At 60.8% G+C, this 25,461-nt stretch carries 18 protein-coding genes; 11 read left to right on the top strand and 7 right to left on the bottom strand.

Features of this window, described 5'->3' with window-relative positions; genetic code table 11:
* The first annotated feature begins 50 nt into the window (after window positions 1-50).
* Window positions 51-743, top strand: a complete 693-nt coding sequence (locus tag J3Q04_RS16400; protein ID WP_434610549.1) for an alpha/beta family hydrolase — start codon at window positions 51-53, stop codon at window positions 741-743.
* A 168-nt stretch (window positions 744-911) separates the two neighbouring features.
* On the opposite strand, the gene J3Q04_RS16395 is transcribed toward J3Q04_RS16400, so the two are convergent.
* From J3Q04_RS16395 to acnA, 3 genes are all read right to left on the bottom strand, one after another.
* Complete coding sequence (locus J3Q04_RS16395) at window positions 912-2,477, bottom strand: methyl-accepting chemotaxis protein (RefSeq protein ID WP_420764698.1); 1,566 nt, start codon at window positions 2,475-2,477, stop codon at window positions 912-914.
* A gap of 76 nt (window positions 2,478-2,553) precedes the next feature.
* Window positions 2,554-3,342: a CPBP family intramembrane glutamic endopeptidase gene (locus tag J3Q04_RS16390; RefSeq protein WP_420764697.1), complete on the bottom strand. Its 789-nt coding sequence runs from the start codon at window positions 3,340-3,342 to the stop codon at window positions 2,554-2,556.
* Window positions 3,343-3,457: 115 nt separating this feature from the next.
* Window positions 3,458-6,199 carry an aconitate hydratase AcnA gene (gene acnA / locus J3Q04_RS16385; protein ID WP_434610553.1) on the bottom strand — a complete coding sequence of 914 codons (2,742 nt, stop codon included), beginning with the start codon at window positions 6,197-6,199 and terminating at the stop codon, window positions 3,458-3,460.
* A 172-nt stretch (window positions 6,200-6,371) separates the two neighbouring features.
* Here acnA and rlmM point away from each other — a divergent pair, with 172 nt between their 5' ends.
* A complete protein-coding gene (gene rlmM, locus J3Q04_RS16380) occupies window positions 6,372-7,445 on the top strand; it encodes a 23S rRNA (cytidine(2498)-2'-O)-methyltransferase RlmM (RefSeq protein ID WP_434610556.1) in 1,074 nt (357 codons plus the stop codon).
* Window positions 7,446-7,628: 183 nt separating this feature from the next.
* On the top strand, window positions 7,629-7,880 hold the full coding sequence (tusA, locus tag J3Q04_RS16375; protein WP_420764694.1) for a sulfurtransferase TusA: 252 nt from the start codon (window positions 7,629-7,631) through the stop codon (window positions 7,878-7,880).
* Here the strand turns inward: tusA and J3Q04_RS16370 are convergent.
* Window positions 7,877-9,280, bottom strand: a complete 1,404-nt coding sequence (locus J3Q04_RS16370; protein WP_434610558.1) for an MATE family efflux transporter — start codon at window positions 9,278-9,280, stop codon at window positions 7,877-7,879. The genes tusA and J3Q04_RS16370 overlap by 4 nt on opposite strands.
* 291 nt (window positions 9,281-9,571) lie before the next feature.
* Here J3Q04_RS16370 and pdxB point away from each other — a divergent pair, with 291 nt between their 5' ends.
* Entirely contained in the window at window positions 9,572-10,714 is a 1,143-nt protein-coding gene (pdxB, locus tag J3Q04_RS16365) for a 4-phosphoerythronate dehydrogenase PdxB (RefSeq protein ID WP_434610560.1), read from the top strand.
* Between the two features lie 62 nt (window positions 10,715-10,776).
* Here the strand turns inward: pdxB and J3Q04_RS16360 are convergent, their stop codons facing one another.
* Window positions 10,777-10,956: a PA1571 family protein gene (locus tag J3Q04_RS16360; protein WP_003199629.1), complete on the bottom strand. Its 180-nt coding sequence runs from the start codon at window positions 10,954-10,956 to the stop codon at window positions 10,777-10,779.
* A gap of 218 nt (window positions 10,957-11,174) precedes the next feature.
* Between J3Q04_RS16360 and J3Q04_RS16355 the strand changes: the two genes are divergently transcribed.
* Window positions 11,175-12,986 (top strand): ABC transporter transmembrane domain-containing protein, encoded by a 1,812-nt coding sequence (locus J3Q04_RS16355; RefSeq protein ID WP_434610563.1) that lies wholly within the window; start codon window positions 11,175-11,177, stop codon window positions 12,984-12,986.
* Between the two features lie 206 nt (window positions 12,987-13,192).
* Here J3Q04_RS16355 and J3Q04_RS16350 read toward each other — a convergent pair whose 3' ends face one another.
* Window positions 13,193-15,121 (bottom strand): transglycosylase SLT domain-containing protein, encoded by a 1,929-nt coding sequence (locus J3Q04_RS16350; RefSeq protein ID WP_434610566.1) that lies wholly within the window; start codon window positions 15,119-15,121, stop codon window positions 13,193-13,195.
* A 215-nt stretch (window positions 15,122-15,336) separates the two neighbouring features.
* On the opposite strand from J3Q04_RS16350, the gene J3Q04_RS16345 reads away from it, so the two are divergent.
* Window positions 15,337-17,256, top strand: a complete 1,920-nt coding sequence (locus tag J3Q04_RS16345) for an ATP-binding cassette domain-containing protein (RefSeq protein ID WP_420764689.1) — start codon at window positions 15,337-15,339, stop codon at window positions 17,254-17,256.
* Window positions 17,257-17,363: 107 nt separating this feature from the next.
* Here J3Q04_RS16345 and J3Q04_RS16340 read toward each other — a convergent pair whose 3' ends face one another.
* Complete coding sequence (locus J3Q04_RS16340; RefSeq protein ID WP_420764688.1) at window positions 17,364-17,804, bottom strand: universal stress protein; 441 nt, start codon at window positions 17,802-17,804, stop codon at window positions 17,364-17,366.
* A gap of 102 nt (window positions 17,805-17,906) precedes the next feature.
* On the opposite strand from J3Q04_RS16340, the gene J3Q04_RS16335 reads away from it, so the two are divergent.
* The 5 genes from J3Q04_RS16335 (at window position 17,907) to topA (ending at window position 25,257) form a co-directional block, all read left to right on the top strand.
* Window positions 17,907-18,344 (top strand): hypothetical protein, encoded by a 438-nt coding sequence (locus tag J3Q04_RS16335; RefSeq protein WP_420764687.1) that lies wholly within the window; start codon window positions 17,907-17,909, stop codon window positions 18,342-18,344.
* A 485-nt stretch (window positions 18,345-18,829) separates the two neighbouring features.
* Entirely contained in the window at window positions 18,830-20,977 is a 2,148-nt protein-coding gene (gene fadB / locus J3Q04_RS16330; RefSeq protein ID WP_420764686.1) for a fatty acid oxidation complex subunit alpha FadB, read from the top strand.
* A 30-nt stretch (window positions 20,978-21,007) separates the two neighbouring features.
* Window positions 21,008-22,183, top strand: a complete 1,176-nt coding sequence (gene fadA / locus J3Q04_RS16325) for an acetyl-CoA C-acyltransferase FadA (protein ID WP_420764685.1) — start codon at window positions 21,008-21,010, stop codon at window positions 22,181-22,183.
* 109 nt (window positions 22,184-22,292) lie between these two features.
* Window positions 22,293-22,529: a DUF1653 domain-containing protein gene (locus tag J3Q04_RS16320; RefSeq protein WP_420764684.1), complete on the top strand. Its 237-nt coding sequence runs from the start codon at window positions 22,293-22,295 to the stop codon at window positions 22,527-22,529.
* 115 nt (window positions 22,530-22,644) lie between these two features.
* Entirely contained in the window at window positions 22,645-25,257 is a 2,613-nt protein-coding gene (topA, locus tag J3Q04_RS16315; protein WP_420764683.1) for a type I DNA topoisomerase, read from the top strand.
* The last annotated feature ends 204 nt before the right edge of the window (window positions 25,258-25,461 follow it).

Here is a 25,461-nt window from a genome sequence, read left to right as displayed (position 1 = left end):
GTGCGGCGTTCTTCGCCTGGAGTTATAGGCAGACTAAAAGCGAGGCAAGCATGGACAAACAGCACAAGGCCAGTATTGACGGGGATCAATGGGCGCGATGCGTGGCGGAACATGGTTGGCTGTGGACGGCCGCCAAGCCAGGTGCTGGCGCCGAGTCGCCGACCCTGATCCTGGCCCATGGCGCCGGCGCACCGATGGACAGCGGTTTCATGGCGCAAATGGCCACCCGCCTAGGTGCACAGGGCGTCAATGTGTTGCGCTTCGAGTTTCCCTACATGGCCCAGCGGCGCGTGGACGGCGGCAAGCGTCCACCGAACCCTGCGCCAAAGCTGCTGGAATGCTGGCGAGAGGTGTACGCCACCGTGCGGCCTTATGTCGCTGGGCGGCTGGCCATTGGCGGCAAGTCCATGGGCGGGCGCATGGCTAGTTTGGTGGCTGATGAGCTGGGCGCCGATGCGCTGGTGTGCCTGGGCTATCCCTTCTACGCGGTAGGCAAACCGGAGAAACCGCGGGTCGAGCACTTGGCAACGTTGAAGACCCGAACCTTGATCGTCCAGGGTGAGCGGGATGCGTTGGGCAATCGGGAGGCGGTGCAGGGCTACACGTTGTCACCGGGCATCGAGGTCATGTGGCTGGTGGCGGCGGATCATGATCTGAAGCCGTTGAAGGCGTCGGGGTTTAGTCATGAGCAGCATTTGGAGGCGGCGGCGCAGGCGGTGGCCGGGTTTGTGTCTCAAGACTGATGCTGCCAGTCATGGCCTCATCGCGAGCAAGCTCGCTCCCACATTGGAATGCATTTGAATGAACGCCCCACACCCCCTGTGGGAGCGAGCTTGCTCGCGATAGCGGCCTGCCAGGCGACAAAAACCCGGAAGCTTTCGCTGCCCGGGCCTTTGGTTCGCCAATTGAACTCAGCGGTTAAACCGCTCCACCAACGAATACTGCGTGTTGGCCGTGCGGGTCAGTTCTTCGCTCAGCAGCGCCGAGCTGTGGGCCTGCCCGGAGGTCTGGTCAGCCAGTTCCGAGATGTTACTGATGTTGCGGCTGATTTCCTCGGCCACCGAACTTTGTTCCTCGGTCGCGGCGGCGATCTGAGTGGTCATGTCGGTGATGTGTGCCACCGCTTCGCTGATCCCCGCCAGTGCCTGGTCGGCTTCCATGACCCGCGCAACGCCTTCTTCAGCCTGGCGATGACCGGCGTCCATGGTCTGCACGGCGTTGGTGGCGGTCTGTTGCAGTTTGGCGATCAATGCATGGATCTGCCCAGTGGACTCGCTGGTGCGTTGGGCCAATTGCCGCACTTCATCGGCGACGACGGCAAACCCGCGTCCCATCTCGCCGGCGCGGGCCGCTTCGATGGCGGCGTTGAGGGCCAGCAGGTTGGTCTGGTCGGCGATGCCCTTGATCACGTCAACCACGCCACCGATTTCATCGCTGTCCTTGGCCAACTGGGTCACGGTCTGCCCGGTCTCGCCCACGACGACCGACAGTCGCTCGATGGCCTCGCGGGTTTCGCCTGCAATGTCGCGACCGCGTCCCGTCAGGCGATTGGCCTCTTGGGTGGCATCGGCGGTGCGCTGCACGTGGCTGGCGACTTCCTGGGTGGTCGCGGCCATCTGGTTGATGGCGGTGGCCACTTGTTCGGTTTCCACCCGCTGGCGCTCCAGGCCGCTGGAGCTGTCGTGGGCCAACGCGCTGGATTGGCGCGCCTGGCCGTTCAGGTGCTCGGCAGTGTCCTGCAGGCGGGTCAGGCAGGTTTTGAGGCGGGCTTCCTGGCTCAGGATCGACATCTCCAGGCGTGCCTGGACGCCGCGGCTATCGGTGAACATCCGTGCGATCAACGGGTCCGAGGTGGTTTGTTCGGCCAGGCGCAGCAGGCGCTTGATACCGCGTTGCTGCCACTGCAGGCCCAGCAGTCCCAACGGCACCGACAGCAGGCCGGCGAGGGCAAACCCCCAAGAAGAGGTGAAAAAAGCGCCGACAACGAAACTCAACTGGCTGACCAGGATGAACGGCAGCCAGTCCTGCAGCATCGGCAGCCATTTATCGCTGCCCGGCACTGCGGATTTGCCTTGGTTGAGGCGCTTATAAAGGGCTTCGGCTCGGGTAATCTGCTCAGCGGTGGGTTTGACCCGTACCGATTCATAGCCTACGACCTGATTGCCTTCGAACACGGGCGTGACGTAGGCGTTGACCCAGTAGTGATCGCCGTTCTGGCAGCGATTCTTGACGATGCCCATCCATGGCAAGCCTTGTTTCAACGTGTTCCACATGTGGGTGAACACGGCTGACGGAACGTCGGGATGGCGCACCAGGTTGTGCGGCGAATGGATCAATTGTTCCTTTGTAAAACCACTGATGTCGATGAAAGCATCGTTGCAGTAGGTAATCACACCCTTGGCGTTGGTGGTGGAAATAAGTCGTTGCTGGGCCGGGAAGGTCCTTTCGCGTTGTGTAATAGGCTGGTTGTTACGCATGGTGTGGTAGTCCGCAAGGCTTTGAAAGGTTGTCGGCACCGTCAGCTTTTTGTTGAAATAATTCTTCCCGGCGGTGTCACGCCAGCATCGGGTAGGTAAACAGGGTGAAGTGAAGCAGGTTGAGGCCAAAATGCGTGGCTATCGCTGCACCCAGGCCACCCAATCGATAGGCCAGGCCGTAACCGATCCCGGCCAGCCCCGACAGCAGCACCCATTCCCAACCGGCGCCGGCATGCACCAGGCCGAACACCAGCGAGGCCAGCAGTAACGCGAGGTTGTCGCCATGGCGCAAGTGTTGAAAGCGCCGGCTCAGGCCTCCCTGGATATAGCCACGAAACAGCGCTTCCTCCACCAACGTCACCAGAAGAAGATTATTCAGGACCCACAGCCAGGCCGAGTCTGGCCATTTAGGCGCCCAATTGATCATGCCCAGCAGCATGGCCCCGCCCAGGGCCAGGATCGTACTGATGCACATGCCCAGGGCCGTGGCATAGACAGACAAGCGAAACGGGCGCCGCCCGATGATCCATGGGCAGAACAACAGCAACCAGAAGCCGATCAGTGGCTTGTCCTGGTTCAGGTACATGGCGAATCGCACGGCATCATCGGTAAAACGTTGTGCCGCGATGGCCCTGCCGTTGAAGAAGCCTGGCATCCAGTGCAGGGCCAGCGCGACCGCGAGCACCGCGAACAGGCAATGCCCGAGGAACTGCCCGACCGGCGTCTGCCGCTGGCGAACGGCATACCCGGCGAACAGCAGCAGCGCGACCGAAATAGCCGCTGTCCAGGCCAGGTGGCCATAGACCAGGGCGAAGCCATAGCCGATCGAGAGAAGGGCCAGGTAGGGCCAGGGTAGGGCGGGCATGTCGAATCCTTGGGGCTGGAAAACGGGCGAAGCTCGCAGAGCCGGCGGGGATTATAGGCAGGCCCATACAAAAACACCGCCTATCTGAGGCGGTGTTTTCGTAGGACGCTTCTTTTTATCCTGCAATCAATTGCCGTAGGACAAAGTGCAGGATGCCACCGGCCTTGAAATATTCCACTTCATTCAAAGTGTCGATCCGGCACAACACATCAATCCGTTCCTGGCTACCGTCTTCGCGGGTAATGACCACGGGCAGGTTCATGCGTGGCGTCAGCTCGGTGTCGCTCAAACCGAGGATGTCCAAAGTTTCCCTGCCGGTGAGGTTCAGGCTCTTGCGATTCTGATCGAGCTTGAATTGCAACGGCAGCACGCCCATGCCCACCAGGTTGGAGCGGTGGATACGCTCGAAGCTTTCGGCGATAACGGCTTTGACTCCCAGCAGGTTCGTACCCTTGGCCGCCCAGTCTCGACTTGACCCCGTGCCGTATTCCTGACCCGCGATCACCACCAATGGCGTGCCGGTGGCCTGGTACAACATCGCGGCATCGTAGATCGACATGCGTTCGCCGTTGGGGATATAGATCGTATTGCCGCCTTCCTCGCCGCCGAGCATTTCGTTGCGGATGCGGATGTTGGCGAAGGTGCCTCGCATCATGACCTGGTGATTGCCCCGTCGCGAACCGTAGGAGTTGAAGTCCCGTGGCTCGACGCCCTGTTCGCGCAGGTAGCGACCGGCCGGGCTGTCCGCCTTGATGTTGCCGGCGGGGGAGATGTGGTCCGTGGTCACCGAGTCTCCCAGCAGAGCGAGGACCCGCGCACCCTCCACGTTTTTGACCGCGGGTGGAGGCCCGCCAATATCGTCGAAGAACGGTGGATGCTGGATGTACGTGGAGTCCGATTGCCAGACGTAGGTCGCGGCTTGTGGAACCTCGATCGCTTGCCATTGCTCGTCGCCGGCAAACACGGCGGCATATTCCTTGTGGAACATGCTTGTGTCCACTTGAGCCACCGCGTCGGCCACTTCCTTGCTGCTCGGCCAGATGTCCCGCAGGTACACCGGATTGCCTTCGCGGTCGTTGCCCAGCGGTTCGCTGCTGATGTCGATGCGCACGGTGCCGGCCAGGGCATAGGCGACCACCAGTGGCGGTGAGGCCAGCCAGTTGGTTTTCACCAAAGGATGCACCCGTCCCTCGAAGTTGCGGTTACCCGACAGCACGGACGCCACGGACAGGTCGGCTTTCTGGATGGCTTTTTCAATCGGATCGGGCAGCGGGCCTGAATTGCCGATACACGTCGTGCAACCATAGCCCACCAGGTCGAAACCGAGTTTGTCGAGGTATTCGGTCAGGCCGGCGGCCTTGTAGTAGTCGGTCACCACCTTCGAGCCCGGTGCCAGGGAACTCTTCACCCAAGGCTTGCGGGCCAGGCCTTTTTCCACGGCTTTTTTCGCAAGCAATCCGGCGGCCATCATCACGCTGGGGTTGGAGGTGTTGGTACAGGACGTAATCGCCGCGATGACCACGGCGCCGTTCTTCAGGCGGTGGGTCTGGCCTTCGAATTCATATTCCGCTTCGCCCACCTGGTCGGCGTTGCCCACCGCGACACCGCCGCCGCCTTCGCTTTCGAGGCGACCTTCTTCTTTGCTGGTGGGCTTTATCTGAAGGCCCAGGAAGTCGCTGAAGGCCTGGCCGACATTCGGCAGCGACACCCGGTCCTGGGGACGCTTGGGGCCGGCGAGGCTGGCTTCGACACTGCCCATGTCCAGTTCCAGCGTGTCAGTGAAAACCGGTTCCTGCCCTGGCAACCGCCACAGTCCCTGGGCCTTGCAGTAGGCTTCCACCAGTTTCACGGTTTCCGTCGGACGGCCGGACAGGCGCAGGTAGTCCAACGTCACATCGTCCACGGGGAAGAAGCCGCAGGTGGCGCCGTACTCCGGGGCCATGTTGGCGATGGTGGCGCGATCGGCCAATGGCAGGTCGGCTAGACCGTCGCCATAGAACTCGACGAATTTGCCCACCACGCCTTTCTTGCGCAGCATCTGCGTGACAGTCAGCACCAGGTCGGTGGCGGTGATGCCTTCGCGCAGTTTGCCGACGAGTTTGAAGCCGATGACTTCCGGAATCAGCATCGATACCGGTTGGCCGAGCATCGCCGCTTCCGCTTCGATACCGCCGACGCCCCAGCCGAGCACGCCCAGGCCATTGATCATGGTGGTGTGGGAGTCGGTGCCGACCAGGGTGTCGGGGAAGGCGTAGAGACGACCGTCTTCCTCTTTGGTCCATACGGTGCGGCCCAGGTATTCAAGGTTGACCTGGTGGCAGATGCCGGTGCCCGGTGGCACCACGCTGAAATTGTCGAACGCGCTCTGGCCCCAACGCAGGAAGGCGTAGCGTTCGCCGTTGCGCTGCATCTCGATGTCGACGTTCTGCTCGAAGGCCTGTTGGCTGGCGAACTTGTCCACCATCACCGAGTGGTCGATGACCAGGTCGACCGGTGACAGCGGATTGATCCTCTGCGGATCGCCGCCGGCCTTTTCCACCGCTGCGCGCATGGCCGCCAGGTCGACCACGGCGGGGACGCCGGTGAAGTCCTGCATCAGCACCCGGGCCGGGCGGTATTGAATCTCGCGGTCGGAACGGCGCTCTTTGAGCCAGCCGGCCAGCGCCTTGAGGTCGGTGCCGGTGACGGTTTTGTCATCTTCCCAGCGCAACAGGTTTTCCAGCAGAACCTTGAGGGACATCGGCAACTTGTCCAGGTCGCCCAGGCTTCGCGCTGCGTCCGGCAGGCTGAAATAATGGTAGGTCCTGGCGTCGACTTGCAATGTTTTAAGGGTTTTCAGGCTATCGATGGACGGCATTGAAATCACTCCTTTGAGTCCGCACGGCTACGGACTGACGGAACGGACAGAGCCTTTAACCTAGCCCTGTTTTGAACGTATGACTAATCACTGGACTGTATAGCAAGGTTCGCGGTTCCGAACTCCGCTATCATGCGCCGGTTTTCGTGACAGGCTTTGCTACGGAGTTTCAATGAACACGCTTTTCATGCACTGCCGGCCGGGCTTCGAAGGCGAGGTCTGTTCCGAGATCGCCGAACACGCGGCCCGGCTCAACGTCGCCGGGTACGCCAAGGCCAAGCCGGCCAGCGCCTGCGCCGAATTTGTCTGTACCGAAGAGGACGGCGCCGAGCGGTTGATGCGCGGGCAACGTTTCGCCAATCTGATTTTTCCTCGGCAGTGGGCGCGTGGCACGTTCATCGAACTGCCTGAGACCGACCGAATCAGCGTCATTCTGTCCCACATGACGGCCTTCCCGACGTGTGGCAGCCTGTGGCTGGAGGTGGTTGACACGAACGACGGCAAGGAACTGTCGAACTTCTGCAAGAAGTTCGAAGGCCCGCTGCGCAAGGCCTTGGGCGGGGCAGGGAAACTGCTGGACGACCCGCGCAAGCCGCGCCTGCTGCTGACCTTCAAGAGCGGTCGTGAAGTCTTCCTTGGCATGGCTGAGGCGGATAACTCAGCGATGTGGCCGATGGGTATCCCGCGCCTGAAGTTCCCCCGGGACGCGCCGAGCCGCTCCACACTCAAGCTTGAGGAGGCCTGGCACCATTTCATTCCTCGGGACCAGTGGGACGAACGCCTGCACAGCGACATGACCGGTGTGGACCTCGGTGCGGCGCCGGGTGGCTGGACGTGGCAATTGGTCAACCGTGGCATGCTGGTGACGGCCATCGACAATGGCCCAATGGCCGAAAGCCTGATGGACACCGGCCTGGTGCAGCACTTGATGGCGGACGGATTCACGTTCAAGCCCAGGCAGCCGGTGGACTGGATGGTCTGCGACATCGTCGAGAAACCGGCGCGCAACGCGGCGATGCTGGAAGAGTGGATCGGCGAGGGCCATTGCCGCGAGGCCGTGGTCAACCTCAAGTTGCCGATGAAACAGCGTTACGCCGAGGTGAAACGCCTGCTCGAACGCATCGCCGAGGGTTTCAAGGCCCGGGGCATTCAGGTCGAGATCGGCTGCAAGCAGCTGTACCACGACCGAGAGGAGGTGACGTGTCATCTGCGGCGGTTGGACACCAAAAAAACGAAGGCCCGTTAGTCCTCGAAAGCCAATGAAGCCCTTGTGGGAGCGAGCTCGCGATAGCGGTGGGTCAGTTTGCATCGATATTGGATGTGCTGGCGCCATCGCGAGCAAGCTCGCTCCCACAGGGTGCAGTGTTGAACCAGGGGTGACCGAACGCCGACATTGCGCGACAATGCCCGCCAGTTTCAGGAGTAGATCATGAGTGAAATGAACGATGCGCCAATCGACGGCACGCTGGATGCCACTGGTCTGAATTGCCCGGAACCGGTAATGATGTTGCACCAGCATATCCGCGACCTGGCCCCAGGTGGCCTGCTCAAAGTCATCGCCACCGACCCCTCGACTCGCCGCGACATCCCTAAGTTCTGCGTGTTTCTGGACCACGAGCTGGTGGCCCAGCAAGAGGACGCCGGCACCTACCTCTACTGGATCCGCAAGAAACTCGCCTAACCCGTCGCACGGCTGATGCGGATCTGCCCTCGCGCGCTGCGTGCCAGGCGAATCGACAGCATCAGCGCCGCGCAGCTCAACCCCACGATCAAGCCTTGCCATAATCCGCTTGGGCCACTGGCGGTGCCGAGCCTGTCGGTCAGGCCCAGGGCGTAACCCACCGGCAAGCCGATGCCCCAGTAAGCGAAGAGCGTCAGGATCATCGTCACCCGGGTGTCCTGGTAGCCGCGCAATGCGCCGGCCGCCGTGACCTGGATCGCATCGGAAAACTGGAACAGCGCCGCGTAGACGATCAGCATCGATGCGACCTCGATCACCCGCGGATCGGCTGTGTAGATCGCTGCGATGGGGCCGCGCAGCGCGAACATCACGCTCGCTGACAGGCACGCGTACGCCAGGGCCGTGCCCATGCCGACGCCCGCAGCGAAGCGCGCCTCTCGAGGCTGGCCACGCCCCAGCGCCTGGCCTACCCGTACCGTCACGGCCATGCCCAGGGAGTAGGGGATCATGAACACCAGCGAGCTGAAGTTCAGCGCGATCTGGTGCCCGGCCACCACCGTGGCGCCGAGGCTGCCGATCAGCAGGGCGATCACCGCAAAGATGCTCGACTCGGCAAACACCGCGATGCCAATCGGCAGGCCGATGCCCAGCAGGCGCTTGATCATCGACCATTGCGGCCAGTCGAAACGGGCGAACAGACGGCTCGATTGATAGATTGGGGCCCGATACGTCCAGATCGCCATGCCCGCTGCCATGAACCACATCACGATGGCGGTGGCCCAGCCGCAGCCAACCCCGCCCATGGCTGGGACGCCCAGGTGCCCGTAGATGAAGATGTAATTGAGCGGAATGTTCAGCGCCAGTCCGCACAGCCCCAGCACCATGGCCGGTCGCGTGCGCCCCAGGCCGTCGCTGAAACAGCGCAGTACGTAATAGAGCGCCACTGCCGGGAGCCCGGTGCCTATACCCCGCAGGTATTCCATGCAAGGGCCGATCAATTCGGGATCGACCTGCATCACATGCAGGATCGGCTCGGCGCTGAACAGCGCCAATGTCGCGACCAGCCCCACCGCGAGGGCCAACCACAATGCCTGGCGCACCAAGGGGCCAATCTGTTCGAACGTGCCGGCCCCGAAACGCTGGGCAACTTTTGGCGTAGTGGCCAGCAGCGTGCCGGTCATCAACAGGAATACCGGCACCCAGATCGAATTACCCAGCGCCACTGCGGCGAGGTCCCGCGGGCCGACCCGCCCGGCCATCACCGCATCGACAAAACCCATGGCAGTGGTCGCCAATTGCGCCACCATGATCGGCAAGGCGAGGGCGAGCAGCGTCTTGAGCTCCAGGCGAACCCGGGCGGGGCGAGAGAGGACGGAAGGAGTGTCGATTGCAGGATTCACGAGGCAAGCATCCGAAAAAGATAAACGCAAGGCGGCGGATTCTACGCCTTGACGCAGTGGTCAGGAAAAAACCTGTGTTGTGGATTTGTAATCGCTCGCTTAGTCGTACGAATGCTTGTTGCGAGGGAACCTGCTCCCGCTCGACTGCGCAGCAGTCGCCTGCCTTTTGGGCCCGCTTCGCAGGCCAGCGGGAGCAAGCTTCCTCGCCACAAACGGGTTCACTGACGTAATGGGCTGGCCCATCGAGGCGAGGAACGCCTACACTGCCCGTCCCGCCAAAGGAGCTCTGCCATGCTGATCGTCGCCGACGAAAACATTCCCCTGCTCGATGCATTTTTCCAAGGTTTCGGTGAGATCCGCCGGGTGCCGGGGCGGGGCATTGACCGGGCATTGGTAGAGCAGGCCGATGTGCTGTTGGTACGGTCGGTCAGCCAGGTCAATCGAGCCCTGCTGGAAGGCAGCAAGGTGCGCTTCGTCGGCACTTGCACCATTGGCACTGATCACCTGGACCTGGATTATTTTGCCGAGGCCGGCATCCGCTGGGCCAGCGCGCCTGGCTGCAATGCCCGTGGCGTGGTGGATTACGTACTGGGCAGCCTTATGGCCCTGGCTGAGATCGAAGGCGCGGATCTTGCGCAGCGCACGTTTGGCGTGGTCGGCGCGGGGCAGGTAGGTGGGCGGTTGATCGAGGTGCTCAAGGGCCTGGGCTGGGCTGTAAAAGTCTGCGACCCGCCTCGCCACGCTGCCGAAGGCGGCGACTACGTGAGCCTGGAGCAGATCATCGAGGAATGCGACGTCATCAGCCTGCACACGCCATTGGCTCGCACGGGTGAGCACGTGACTTGGCACCTTTTTGATGAGCATCGCTTGAACAGCCTGAAGCCTGGCACCTGGCTGATCAACGCCGCGCGCGGCCCGGTCATCGATAACTCGGCGTTGCGCGAGGTGCTGTTGGAGCGCGAAGACCTCCAGGCGGTGCTTGATGTCTGGGAGCAGGAGCCGACGGTGGACGTGGACCTGGCCGACCTCTGCGTGATCGCCACCCCGCACATTGCCGGCTACAGCCTTGACGGTCGCCAGCGCGGCACGGCGCAGATCTACCAGGCCCTGTGCGACTTTCTTGGGCGGCCCGCCGAAGTCGATCTGGCCGACTTGTTACCCTGGCCCTGGCTCGGGGGCATCACGCTGGATGCCGATACCGACCCGGCTTGGGCGCTGGCGGTGTTGTGCCGGAGCGTGTACGACCCGCGCCGCGACGATGCGGATTTTCGCCGCAGCTTGATCGGTACGGTGGCTGAGCAGCGCAGTGCGTTTGATGCGTTGCGCAAGCATTACCCGCCACGCCGGGAGATCGACAGCTTGAAGGTGCGTATCGAAGGGCAGTCGACGGCCTTGCAGCAGATCGTGACGGCCCTGGGAGCTACTATCGTTTAAGCCCGGTGAACAGGCATAAAAAACCCGACATCAAGGTCGGGTTCAATTGAAGACGGGCTGTATCACTTTTGTTCGGCAGGTTTGACCAGTCGTTTCTCCAGCTCGCTGCAGGCTTTCTGGATCATGTCTTCGGTGATCGGTACTTCGCGCCCTTGGGCATCGATGAACGAGCAGCCCAGGGACTGGTCCGGTTGCGTGCGGATTACTTGAATCTTGTCGTCGCTGCTGTGTTGCAAGGACATGGCCTGTCTCCTCATCAGGTTGCGTGCCTATCGTAATGTCGTCAGGTGACCGAGCCATGACACTCCTTGAAGGTCCATGACGACAGCTCCACTCAACCAGAAACACACTCGCGTTTCCAGCCAGACGTTAGACCGATAACATCTAGGCATTAGTCTCGGCGGTCATATTTAACCTGACTCATTTCGATTCCACTTGGTTCCGCTGCGTTTCGGTACTGATGGCCAATCTTTTCCTGTTCCATTATCGGACACTCTCGATGCTTTCCTCACGACATCGCCGCGCAATACGCCTGGCCAGCGGCTTCATCGCCCCTTACCGCAAACAGGTCGCCGGTGCTTTGCTGGCCCTGATTGTCACGGCCGGTATCACGTTGTCCATGGGCCAAGGGATCCGCCTGCTGGTGGACCAAGGCTTCATGACCCGTTCGCCGCATCTGCTCAATCAGTCCATTGGCCTGTTCATGGTGCTGGTGGTGGGCCTGGCTATCGGTACGTTTGCACGCTTTTATCTCGTGTCATGGATCGGTGAGCGGGTGGTGGCCGATATCCGGCGGCAGGTCTTCAATCACCTGGTGTATCTGCACCCGGGCTTCTACGAGAACAATCGCAGTTCGGAAATCCAGTCACGCCTGACCGCCGATACGACTCTGCTGCAATCGGTGATTGGTTCGTCGCTGTCGTTGTTCCTGCGCAACGCCTTGATGGTGATTGGTGGCATTGTGCTGCTGTTTTTCACCAACCCCAAGTTGACCAGTATCGTGGTCATTGCCCTGCCATTGGTCCTGGCGCCGATCCTGGTGTTCGGGCGACGGGTGCGCAGCTTGTCGCGCCAGAGCCAGGACCGCATCGCCGACGTCGGCAGCTACGTCTCCGAAACCCTCGGCCAGATCAAGACCGTGCAGGCCTACAACCACCAGGTCCAAGATGAACAACGTTTTTCCGTGACGGTGGAGCAAGCCTTCGACACCGCCCGCAAGCGCATCGCCCAGCGGGCCTGGTTGATCACCCTGGTGATCGTGCTGGTGCTGGGTGCGGTAGGGGTGATGCTCTGGGTCGGCGGCATGGATGTGATCGCCGGGCGGATTTCCGGCGGCGAACTCGCGGCGTTCGTGTTCTACAGCCTGATCGTTGGCAGCGCCTTTGGCACCCTCAGCGAAGTGATCGGCGAGCTGCAACGGGCAGCGGGCGCCGCGGAACGCATTGCCGAGTTGCTGCGTTCGCAGAACATTATCCAGCCACCGGTCACAGGGCTGGTGACGTTGCCGGAGCGGGTGCGGGGTGACCTGCGCCTTGAAGGCGTGCGTTTTTCCTACCCCTCCCGACCGGACAGCTATGCGGTCGATGGCCTCGACCTGAGCATCAAGGCCGGCGAAACCCTGGCCCTCGTCGGGCCATCCGGCGCGGGCAAGTCAACGGTGTATGACCTGCTGCTGCGCTTCTACGATCCGGTGCAAGGGCGGATCCTGATCGACGACGTGCCGTTGACCTCGGTCGACCCTTTGGACCTGCGTCGTCATTTCGCCCTGGTTTCTCAAAACCCGGCACTGTTTTTCGGCACGGTCGAAGAAAATCTTCGCTACGGCAATCCCCAAGCAACATTCGAGCAGGTACGCGAGGCTGCGCAGATTGCCCACGCCCATGATTTCATAGAAAAAATGCCTGACGGCTACCAGACCCACCTGGGCGATGGCGGCCTTGGGCTGTCCGGCGGCCAGCGCCAACGCCTGGCGATCGCCCGGGCCCTGCTGGTGGACGCGCCAATCCTGCTACTGGACGAAGCCACCAGCGCCCTCGACGCGCAAAGTGAACACCTGATCCAGCAAGCCTTGCCCAGCCTGATGAAGAACCGTACCACCCTGGTCATCGCCCATCGCCTGGCCACGGTGAAAAACGCCGACCGGATTGCGGTGATGGACCAAGGCAAGGTGGTTGCGGTGGGTAGCCATCAGGAACTGGTTGCAAGCAATGCGCTGTATGCGCGGTTGGCAGCGTTGCAGTTCAACGTTGGCTTGGACTCGGCAGCCGACTGAGCGCAGCGTCCACACGAATCCCCTGTGGGAGCGAGCTTGCTCGCGATAGCGGTGGGTCAGCTTGCATCCATGTTGAAGGTGCCGACGCCATCGCGAGCAAGCTCGCTCCCACAAGGTCCAGCAACAGACCAAGTAGCCGACCAAAAATGCCCGCATCTTTCGATGCGGGCATTTTTTTCTTCTCAGGAACAGCGTCTCGCTAATACTCACTGATCATCAAAATACCGCTCATGCCAGTCCACCAGCGGTTGCGGCAAGTTGAGCTTCTGGCCGTAGATGACCGAGTACGACAACACGTTCTGCACGTATTGGCGGGTTTCGTCGAAGGGGATGCTTTCGACCCAGACGTCGAAGCTCAGGTGGTCTGCACCGCGCAACCATTGGCGCACGCGACCGGGGCCGGCGTTGTAGGCGGCGGAGGCGAGGACGCGGTTGCCGTTGAACTGGCTGTGCACCTGGCTCAGGTACGCCGCGCCCAGCTGGATATTCTTGTCCGGGTTGAAGACTTGCTGCGGTGATGCCAGGGGAATGTTGAATTTGCGCGCGGTTTCCTTGGCCGTGGCCGGCATCAATTGCATGAGGCCGCTGGCGCCGACACCGGAGCGGGCGTCGTCCATGAACGCACTTTCCTGCCGGGTGATGGCGAACGCCCAGCTAGGGTGCAAGCCGCGGATCTTGGCTTCTCGCACCAGCGTGTCGCGGTAGGCCATCGGGAAACGGATATCCAAGTCATCCCAGTATTTGGCCTGGCTGATGGTGCGGATGGCTGGGAAATACCACTTGAGGTCGTAGGCCAGTTTCGCCTGGGCGACCATTTCGTCCCGGCTGAAATGGCGGCTGACGTGATACCACTCGCGGCGTCCGTCGACGATTTGACCACGCGCGTGGAATTCCAGCGCCCGACGTATGCCCGGTGTATTGCGGACTTTGTTGATCAGCGCCTGGCTCATGGGCAGCGGCTTGTTCACCAGCGAATACGGTGACTGGGACCGGTCGGCGGCCAGGAAACCGTAGAAATCACGCTCGCGAGCCAGATGCTTGTAGAGCGTCAGCGCTTCGGGGTTCTGTGGCTGCGCCAATTCCAGGCTACGGGCCTGCCAGTAGCGCCAGCGATTGGTGCTCGCCAGCGATTCGGGCAGCCGGCGGGTCAGTTGGTAGGCGTCGTCCCAGCGGGCGAGGCGCAGGAGCAGGCGCAAGCGCCACTCCGATACGGTGTCGTCCCGAAGCTCCGGGTCATATTTGGTCATGACATCCAGGGCGCGGCTATCGAAGCGCTTGGCCAGGGTCAGGCCGATTTCCCGGGCGATGGCGACCTTCTCGTCCCGAGAGAAACGCATGGTGCTGGCATAGCCCTCCAGCAATGACATGGCTTTTTCCGGGTCCTGGCGGGCCAGGCGGCGCAGGCCAAGACTGACGACATCGGACATGGGCTCATCGGCGGGCATGAAGCGCGAAGGCTGGTTGAGCAGTTCGGGCTTTTGCGCGACGTCAACCAACAGCTTGCCTCGGGGGGCAAGGGTGGTCAGGCCGCTGATCAGGCTATTGGCCAGCGGATAGTTGCGTACCTGGGCCGCCAGTTTCGCGCGCTCCCAGCGTTTCTGCTCGGTCAACTGGCCTTGCGCGGCCCACATGCCGAACAGCGCGTCGCAAGCCGTCGGCTGGGATTTACCGGTAAGCCATAGTTTCTCGGCGTTGGCATAACCTTCGGCCTTAAGGCCATGGCTCAGTTGATATTGAGCGTTGAGGCAATCCAGCTCGGTGAAGTTGAGCTTGGGATCGTAATACTTGACGAAGGTTGCCCAGTCGCCACGTTCGGCCAACCAGCGCAACCAGCGCAACTTCATCCAGTTGGCCTGGGGCAGGTCGCCATGTTCGGCGAGGAATTTTTCGATTTCGGCGTTGCTCGCGCTCTTGAGTCGCGCAGTCAGTTCGTCATAGGCCAGGTACGGTTCCAGCGGATAATCGCGCAGGGCCTGGCTGTAGCGAAAGTAGGGAGCGGAATCGCCTTTGGCCAGAGCGCGCTTGGCCTCGTCGTAGTACTGGCGCTGGGTGGAAATATCCACCGCATGGGCGGTTTGAACGGCAGTGGCACATACAAACAAACAAGATAAAACACTGAAAAGGCGACTGCGCATGATACGTCCGGGCAAAGATAAACATGACAAGCCCAGGGAGAAACCCAGGGTAACTTGCCTGTAGCTTAGCCTTTTGCCAGCAACCGGCGAAAGCTTTGCGGGACTGTTGGCACAACTTCGCAACATTTGTAGTACAGAGTGCTTCGACGACGAAATTGACGGACTTTCGAGGTCTCTTCTCAGGTAGAATGCGCGCCCGGTTTTTGGAGAAGCTCATGACCCTGCTCAAATTCAGCGATGTGTCCCTTGCTTTCGGCGCGATGCCGTTGTTGGACAAGGTGTCCTGGCAGATCGCCCGTGGAGAGCGGGTGTGCATCATCGGCCGCAACGGCACTGGCAAGTCCAGCATGATGAAGCTGGTCAAGGGGGATCAGAAGCCCGATGACGGCTCCGTCTGGCGTGCGCCCGGGCTGAAAATCGGCGAGCTGCCCCAAGAGCTGCCGGTAGCCGACGAGCGGACCGTGTTCGACGTGGTTGCTGAAGGCCTGGACGGTGTCGGCGCGCTGCTGGCCGAATATCACCACCTGAGCCAGAACATCGTCACCGATGCCGACCTGGACAAGCTGATGCATGTGCAGCACGACCTCGAGGCCCGTGATGGCTGGCGCCTGCAGCAATTGGTCGACAGCACCTTGAGCCGCCTGCAACTCCCGGCTGACAAGACCTTGGCCGAGCTGTCCGGCGGCTGGCGTCGTCGGGTCCTGCTGGCCCAGGCCCTCGTGTCCGAGCCAGACCTTTTGCTGCTCGACGAACCGACCAACCACCTGGACATCGGTGCCATCGCCTGGCTTGAAGAAGCGCTGAAGGATTTCCAAGGGGCGGTTCTGTTCATCACGCACGACCGTTCCTTCCTGCAGAACCTGGCGACCCGCATCCTCGAACTGGATCGTGGCGGCCTGATCGATTGGAACGGCGACTACGCCAGTTTCCTGGTGCACAAGGAAGCGGTGCTGGCGGCGGAAGAAACCGCCAACGCCTTGTTCGACAAGCGCCTGGCCCAGGAAGAAGTGTGGATCCGCCAGGGCATCAAGGCCCGGCGGACTCGTAACGAAGGCCGTGTGCGCGCCCTCAAGGCATTGCGCGTGGAGCGTAGCGAACGTCGCGAGCGCACCGGCAAGGCCAATATCCAGCTTGAGACGGCCGACAAGTCGGGCAAGCAGGTCATGGTGCTGGAAGATGTCAGTTTCGCCCATCCGGGCGGCCCGTTCCTGATCAAGGATTTCTCCATGGTCCTGCAGCGCGGTGACCGGATCGGCCTGCTTGGCGCCAACGGTACCGGCAAGACGACCCTGCTCAAGCTGATGCTTGGCGGCCTGGTGCCGACCAGCGGCAAAGTGGAGGAGGGGACAAAGATCGACGTCGCCTATTTCGACCAGTTGCGCCATCAGTTGGACTTGGAAAAAACCGTGATCGACAACGTCGCCGAAGGCCGCGACTTCATCGAAATCGATGGCCAGAGCCGCCACGTATTGAGTTACCTCGGCGACTTCCTGTTCAGCCCACAGCGCGCCCGTACGCCGGTGAAAGCGCTGTCTGGTGGTGAGCGGGCACGGCTGCTGCTGGCCAAGTTGTTCAGTAAGCCGGCGAACCTGCTGGTGCTCGACGAACCAACCAACGACTTGGACGTGGAAACCCTCGAGCTGCTGGAAGAAGTGTTGTTGACGTTCAACGGCACTGTGCTGATGGTCAGCCACGATCGGGCCTTCCTCGATAACGTGGTCACTAGCACGTTGGTGTTCGAAGGCGAGGGGCTGGTTCGCGAATATGTCGGTGGTTATCAGGATTGGCTACGCCAAGGCGGCTCGCCGCGCCTGCTGGGTGTGACAGAGAGCAAATCAGGCAAGGCCGACTTGAACTCCGCGGTCGTCAAGGCCGAGCCGGCGCCGGTTGCCGCCGCTGCCGCACCGGCTCCGACCAAGAAAAAGCTCAGCTACAAGCTGCAGCGTGAACTGGAAGCCTTGCCAGGTGATATCGACGCGAAGGAGCAGCAGATCGCCGCGGTGGAGGCCGAGATGGCTGATGCCGGCTTCTACCAGCGTCCCGCGGCCGAAACCGCCAAGGTAATCGCGCATCTGGAACAGTTGCAGGCTGAGCTGGATGCGCTGGTCGAGCGTTGGGCTGAGCTGGACGCTTGATCCGCTGTTGAGAAGATTCCCGGCATTCAGCAATGAACGCCGGGATTTTTTTATTTGAAACGCAATCCCTTGTGGGAGCCAGCTTGCTCGCTCCCGAAGGTCCAGGGTCAGGTGCGCTTGACCAGGTGCACCGCCAGCACATCGCAAGGCGCGCCATGCAGCACGTCGTTGGCGGTAGAGCCCAGCAGCAACGCCAGGCCATGGCGGCCATGGCTGCCGACCACGATCAGGTCGCAGCCTTGCTCCTTGGCCAGGTGATGGATCTCCTGGCGCGGCTGGCCATAGGTCAGGTGGCTATTTTCCTTTTTCAAGGCAGGGTATTTCACGATCAATCGGTCAAGGCGTTCCTTGGCCTGGTCGAACTGCTGCTGTTGCAACTGGGAAAGATCCATCGGAACGTCACCGCCGAAGGCCATCGCCATCGGCTCGACGATATGCACCAGCGACAGTTTGTTGTCCCGCCCTTCGCAAAGGGCGAGGGCTCGCTTGACGACGGGATCGCATTCTTCAGTGAGGTCGACGGCGACCAGGATGTGTTCGTAGTACATGAAAAGCACTCCAGAGAATGGCGATACGGTAAGTATGGCTGGTTTCAAGCGCATTGATGGCGATACAGGTCAATGGGCTCATCAGAATTCGGGAGTACAGATATGACGGTCTGGATAGTGGTGTCAATCCTGTTGGTGGTATTAAGCCCCCTGGCATGGTTGCGACCGTCCCGCGCACAGAGCGGGCGTATAGCCCTTCGCATGGAGGCGCGACGCCTCGGGCTGGCCATGCGATTGACCCCGCAAGACTGGCCCCATTGGCTTGGCCAGCAGCCACCAAACCCCTGTGCGCAGTACCACCGAGCCCGGCGGGGCAGCCAGCCGGCCAGCTGGAGTTATTGGCAAAAGGCTCCAGGGGTGTGGGTCAACCAATGGCAGGAGGTGTGCCAGGATGAAGCGTTGCTCGGCCACTTCCGAGCATTGCCAGCCAATGTCTATAAGGTCGAGGCCGACCGGCAAATGATCGCCCTGTATTGGGGAGAGAAAGGCGAAGCCAGTGTTTTGCAGGACATTTCTGCCGTATTAAAGGCGTTGGCCTGAGCGTAAAAAAGCCCGACAGCATCATCGGGCGGGTTGGCCAGGCAGGCCGGTAAAACCATTCTTTCCAGGGCGTGCTTCGAAACGTCCTGTTCCCCGCGTACTCAATCATATTGTCACCAGCTTAGTCGGTTGAATCCGGTGCGCCTGGAATTAGGGCGACTTTTCTAATGATTGATTCTATGAATGGTCGCTCATGCAAGGTCGTGTTACGGATCCAGGCGGTACGGAAATGACTGCGGAGTCCCGTTCAAACGCCTGTTTAGGGCGATTGACAATTGTCGGAAATTCCGTGAAGGTGACGTACCCAAATCAAACGGGCGTATGAATTGAGCGTTTGTATTTTCAGAACGTTCCTACAGAACCCGACTATCGCGTTGACGGGTGTGTCTGGCGAATTGGCGTAGCATCGGCGGTTATGTCCATGTGGAGCCAGGGGCCAGCGTCCAACGTGTACTGTTCAGCTTCCATATCGTGGAGATCAGTTGATGATTTACGAAGGTAAAGCCATCACGGTTAAGGCTCTTGAAAGTGGCATCGTCGAACTGAAATTCGACCTCAAGGGTGAGTCCGTCAACAAGTTCAACCGTCTAACCCTGAATGAATTGCGTCAGGCCGTGGACACTATCAAGGCAGATGCGTCGATCAAGGGTGTGATCGTCAGCAGTGGCAAGGACGTGTTCATCGTCGGCGCCGACATCACCGAATTCGTCGACAACTTCAAGCTGCCCGATGCCGAACTGATCGCTGGCAACCTCGAAGCCAACCGTATCTTCAGCGACTTTGAAGACCTCAACGTACCGACCGTCGCGGCCATCAACGGCATCGCACTGGGTGGCGGCCTGGAAATGTGCCTGGCGGCGGACTACCGCGTCATGTCCACCGCGGCCAAGATCGGCCTGCCGGAAGTCAAGCTGGGCATCTACCCGGGTTTCGGCGGCACCGTGCGCCTGCCGCGCCTGATCGGTGCTGACAACGCTATCGAGTGGATTGCCGCTGGCAAGGAAAACCGTGCCGAAGACGCGCTGAAAGTCGGCGCCGTGGATGCGGTGGTCGAACCCGGCAAGCTTCTGGAGGCGGCCCTTGAAACCGTCAAGCGCGCCATCAGCGGCGAGTTTGACTACAAGGCCAAGCGCCAGCCGAAGCTGGAAAAACTCAAGCTCAACGCCATCGAACAGATGATGGCCTTCGAGACCGCCAAAGGTTTCGTCGCCGGCCAGGCGGGCCCGAACTACCCGGCACCGGTCGAGGCGATCAAGACCATCCAGAAAGCCGCGAATTTCGGTCGCGACAAAGCCTTGGAAGTCGAAGCCGCCGGTTTCGTGAAACTGGCCAAGACGTCTGCCGCCCAGAGCCTGATCGGTCTGTTCCTCAATGATCAGGAGCTGAAGAAAAAGGCCAAGGCCTACGACGAAATTGCCCGTGACGTGAAACAGGCCGCCGTGCTCGGCGCCGGCATCATGGGTGGCGGCATCGCCTATCAGTCGGCGTCCAAGGGCACGCCGATCCTGATGAAGGACATCAATGAACACGGCATCGAGCAGGGGTTGGCCGAAGCCGCCAAGCTGCTGGTCGGTCGCGTCGACAAAGGTCGCATGACCGCCGCGAAGATGGCCGAAGTGCTCAATGGCATTCGTCCGACGTTGTCCTACGGCGATTTCGGCCACGTCGACCTGGTGGTCGAAGCGGTTGTCGAGAACCCGAAGGTCAAGCAGGCGGTTCTGGCTGAAGTCGAAGACAAGGTCAAAGAGGACACCATCCTCGCGTCGAACACCTCGACCATTTCCATTTCGCTGCTGGCCAAAGCCCTCAAGCGTCCGGAAAACTTCGTCGGCATGCATTTCTTCAACCCGGTGCACATGATGCCCCTGGTGGAAGTGATCCGTGGCGAGAAATCCAGCGAGGAGGCGATTGCCACCACCGTGGCCTACGCCAAAAAAATGGGCAAGAACCCGATCGTCGTCAACGATTGCCCGGGCTTTTTGGTCAACCGCGTGCTGTTCCCGTACTTCGGCGGTTTCGCCAAGCTGGTCAGTGCTGGTGTGGACTTCGTGCGCATCGACAAGATCATGGAAAAATTCGGCTGGCCGATGGGCCCGGCGTACCTGATGGACGTGGTCGGCATCGACACCGGCCACCACGGTCGCGACGTCATGGCTGAAGGCTTCCCGGACCGCATGAAAGACGACCGTCGTTCCGCCGTCGACGTGCTCTACGAAGCCAAGCGCCTGGGACAGAAGAACGGCAAGGGCTTCTACGCCTATGAAACCGACAAGCGCGGCAAGCAGAAGAAAGTCGCCGATTCGTCGGTGCTGGAAGTGCTCAAGCCGATCGTCTACGAGCAGCGCGAAGTCACCGACGAGGACATCATCAACTGGATGATGATCCCGCTGTGCCTGGAAACCGTGCGTTGCCTGGAAGACGGCATTGTCGAAACCGCCGCCGAAGCCGACATGGGTCTGGTCTACGGCATCGGTTTCCCTCCATTCCGTGGCGGTGCGCTGCGCTACATCGATTCGATCGGTGTGGCCGAGTTCGTTGCCCTGGCTGACCAGTACGCTGATCTGGGCGCGTTGTACCACCCGACCGCGAAGCTGCGTGAAATGGCCAAGAACGGCCAGCGTTTCTTCGGTTAAGCGCCCAACGACTAGAGCGAGAGAACATTTATGAGCTTGAATCCTAGAGACGTCGTGATTGTCGACTTCGGTCGTACGCCGATGGGCCGCTCCAAGGGCGGCATGCACCGCAACACTCGCGCCGAAGACATGTCGGCGCACCTGATCAGCAAACTGCTGGAACGCAACGTCAAGGTCGACCCCAACGAAGTCGAGGACGTGATCTGGGGCTGCGTGAACCAGACCCTGGAGCAGGGCTGGAACATCGCCCGCATGGCTTCGCTGATGACCCAGATCCCTCACACCGCTGCCGGCCAGACGGTCAGCCGCCTGTGCGGTTCGTCCATGAGCGCGCTGCACACCGCCGCCCAGGCGATCATGACCGGTAACGGTGATGTGTTCGTGGTCGGCGGTGTCGAGCACATGGGCCACGTGAGCATGATGCACGGTGTCGATCCGAACCCGCACATGTCGCTGTACGCGGCAAAAGCCTCGGGCATGATGGGCCTGACCGCGGAAATGCTCGGCAAGATGCATGGCATCACCCGCGAACAGCAGGACGCCTTTGGCGTGCGCTCCCACCAGCTCGCCCACAAGGCGACGGTGGAAGGCAAGTTCAAGGATGAAATCATCCCGATGCAGGGCTACGACGAGAACGGCTTCTTGAAACTGTTCGACTACGACGAAACCATTCGTCCGGAAACCACCCTGGAAAGCCTGGCGACCTTGAAGCCGGCCTTCAATCCTAAGGGCGGCACCGTGACGGCGGGTACTTCGTCGCAGATCACCGACGGTGCCTCGTGCATGATCGTGATGTCGGCCCAGCGTGCCCAGGACCTGGGCATCCAGCCGATGGCCGTGATTCGTTCGATGGCTGTCGCGGGTGTGGACCCGGCGATCATGGGCTATGGTCCAGTACCGGCTACGCAGAAAGCCTTGAAGCGCGCGGGCCTGAGCATTTCCGATATCGACTTCTTCGAGCTCAACGAAGCTTTCGCCGCACAGGCCCTGCCTGTGCTGAAAGATTTGAAAGTACTCGACAAGATGAACGAGAAGGTTAACCTGCACGGCGGCGCGATCGCCCTGGGTCACCCGTTCGGTTGCTCTGGTGCGCGTATCTCTGGCACGCTGCTCAACGTCATGAAGCAGAACGGCGGCACTTTAGGGGTGTCCACCATGTGCATTGGCCTCGGCCAGGGCATCGCCACTGTCTTCGAACGCGTCTAAGCGTTGCGTTGATGGAAGCCGGGGCCAAGTGCCCCGGTTTTTGTTTTTCGGGTTTAGTAAAAGAAAGATTTTGTTTTTATTTTGAAAAAATTTGAGTGAGGGCCAACGCATGCCGATACAACCTGGGCTCTACCAACATTACAAAGGTCCGCAGTACCGCGTATTCAGCGTTGCGCGGCATTCCGAGACCGAGGAAGAAGTGGTCTTCTATCAAGCCCTGTATGGCGATTACGGCTTTTGGGTGCGTCCGTTGAGCATGTTCCAGGAGTCTGTCGAAGTTGACGGCGAACAAGTGCCGCGCTTTGCTTTGGTGCAGGTCGAGGAGAGCATCTTTTCCAAGTCTTGAGGCCAGTGTGAGGGCGACCCCGCCCTTGACCTCACCTTGCAGCCACTATATATAGCGGTGCCGCGTCAGGCGCCAACCGCCTTTCACTTTTTAGAATTCAGGAATTTTCTGATCCATGGGCAAATCGCTGGTCATTGTGGAATCCCCGGCTAAGGCCAAGACCATCAACAAGTATCTGGGCAACCAATACGTGGTGAAGTCGAGTATCGGCCATATCCGAGACCTGCCCACCAGCGGTTCGGCTAGCGCCAGCAAGGAGCCAGCCGCCAAGCGCGGCAAGGCGGCCGCTGGTGAAGCGCCGGCGCTGTCGCCGAAAGACAAGGCGCGCAAGCAGCTGGTCTCACGCATGGGAGTCGATCCGGAGCACGGCTGGAAAGCCAAGTACGAGATCCTTCCGGGCAAGGAAAAGGTCATCGAAGAACTGCGTCGGCTCGCCAAGGACGCCGACACCATTTATCTCGCGACGGACTTGGACCGCGAAGGGGAAGCCATCGCCTGGCACCTGCGCGAAGCCATCGGTGGGGATGACAGCCGCTACAAGCGCGTGGTGTTCAACGAGATCACCAAGAAGGCTATCCAGGAAGCCTTCTCCCAGCCGGGCGAGCTGGACATCGACCGGGTCAATGCCCAACAGGCGCGTCGCTTCCTTGACCGCGTCGTGGGCTACATGGTCTCGCCATTGTTGTGGGCCAAGATCGCCCGTGGCCTGTCGGCCGGTCGTGTGCAGTCGGTGGCGGTAAAGCTGGTGGTGGAGCGCGAGCGGGAAATCCGTGCGTTCAATCCCGAAGAATATTGGGAAGTCCATGCTGATCTCGGTACCGCCAAGGGCGCTACCGTGCGTTTCGAAGTGGCTCGCGAGAAAGGCGAAGCCTTCAAGCCGCTCAATGAAGCCCAGGCCATGGCAGCGCTGGAGAAGCTCAAGGCTTCCAGCTACAGCATCGTCAAGCGCGAAGACAAGCCCACCAGCAGCAAGCCGTCGGCGCCCTTCATTACGTCCACCTTGCAGCAGGCGGCGAGCAACCGCCTGGGCTTCGGTGTGAAGAAGACCATGATGATGGCCCAGCGTCTGTACGAAGCGGGCTACATCACGTACATGCGTACCGACTCGACCAATCTCTCGGCCGATGCCGTGGCGATGGCGCGTACTTATATAGAAAGCGAGTTTGGCAAGAAGTACCTGCCGGATACGCCGAACGTGTACAGCAGCAAGGAAGGCGCCCAGGAGGCTCACGAAGCGATTCGTCCTTCCGACGCCAATACCGAGCCAAGCAAGCTGTCGGGCATGGAACGCGACGCCGAGCGTCTCTACGAGCTGATCTGGCGCCAGTTCCTGGCATGCCAGATGCTACCTGCGCAATACCTGTCGACCACGGTCAGCGTCGGTGCTGGCGATTTCGAGCTGCGCGCCAAGGGCCGTATCCTGAAGTTCGACGGCTATACCCGCGTCATGCCGCAGATCACCAAGCCGGGGGACGATGACGTCCTGCCGGACATGGCCCAGGGCGACGTGATGAAGCTGATCAAGCTGGATCCGACCCAGCACTTCACCAAGCCGCCGGCACGGTATTCCGAGGCCAGCCTGGTCAAGGAGATGGAAAAGCGTGGCATCGGTCGTCCTTCGACCTATGCGGCGATCATTTCCACCATCCAGGATCGCGGCTACGTGACGCTGCACAACCGTCGCTTCTATTCGGAAAAGATGGGGGACATCGTCACCGAGCGCTTGTCCGAGAGTTTCTCGAACCTGATGGACTACGGCTTCACCGCTGGCATGGAAGAGAACCTGGACGACGTGGCCCAGGGTGAGCGGGACTGGAAAAACGTACTCGACGAGTTCTACGGCGACTTCAAGAAAAAACTGGAAGTGGCCGAAAGTCCGGAAAGCGGCATGCGGGCGAACCAGCCGGTCATGACCGATATTCCATGCCAGACCTGCGGGCGTCCGATGCAGATCCGTACCGCGTCGACCGGTGTATTCCTGGGTTGCTCGGGCTACAGCCTGCCGCCGAAGGAGCGCTGCAAGGCGACGGTCAACCTGGTGCCAGGCGACGAAATCGCCGCGGACGACGAAGGTGAGTCGGAGTCCCTGGTGCTGCGCGGCAAACACCGTTGCCCTATCTGCAGCACAGCGATGGATGCTTACCTGCTGGATGAAAAGCGCAAGCTGCACATCTGCGGTAACAATCCTGATTGTGCCGGCTACGAGATCGAAGAGGGCACCTATCGCATCAAGGGCTACGAAGGTCCGAGCCTGGAATGCGACAAGTGTGGCAGCGAAATGCAGCTGAAAACCGGCCGTTTCGGCAAGTTCTTCGGTTGCACCAATCCGACCTGCAAGAACACCCGCAAGCTGCTCAAGAGCGGTGACGCGGCGCCGCCGAAGATGGATCCGGTGAAGATGCCCGAGCTCAAGTGCGAGAAGGTAAACGACACCTACATCCTTCGTGATGGTGCATCCGGCCTGTTCCTGGCAGCCAGCCAGTTTCCGAAAAATCGCGAGACTCGGGCGCCGCTGGTGATCGAGATCTTGCCGCACAAGGATGAGATCGATCCGAAGTACCATTTCCTCTGCGACGCGCCGCAGAAGGATCCGGATGGCCGCCCAGCGGTGATCCGCTACAGCCGCAAGACCAAGGAGCAATACGTGCAGACCGAGGTTGACGGCAAGCCTACCGGTTGGAAAGCGTTCTACGACGGTGGCAAGTGGACCGTTGAAGACAAGCGCTGATTGATGGCGAAAGGATTTGAATCTGCGCGATCCTCGTGGCGAGGGAGCTTGCTCCCGCTGGGCGATTCAGTCGTTGTTCTAAACGCCGCGTAAGCAAAAGGCCGCATGACAACCCTTGGGTTTTCATGCGGCCTTTCAGTTTTTGGCTTGCAGTAGCTTCGGTTGATCCACGACACTGTCGCACCTGCGTGACGCTTTTATTTC

It is taken from the genome of Pseudomonas sp. D4-21 (genome assembly GCF_051132125.1).
In the GTDB taxonomy this organism is placed as follows: Bacteria; Pseudomonadota; Gammaproteobacteria; order Pseudomonadales; family Pseudomonadaceae; genus Aquipseudomonas.
The sequence above is the reverse complement of the archived record's forward strand: the minus strand, read 5'-3'. Positions and strand labels throughout refer to the sequence as shown.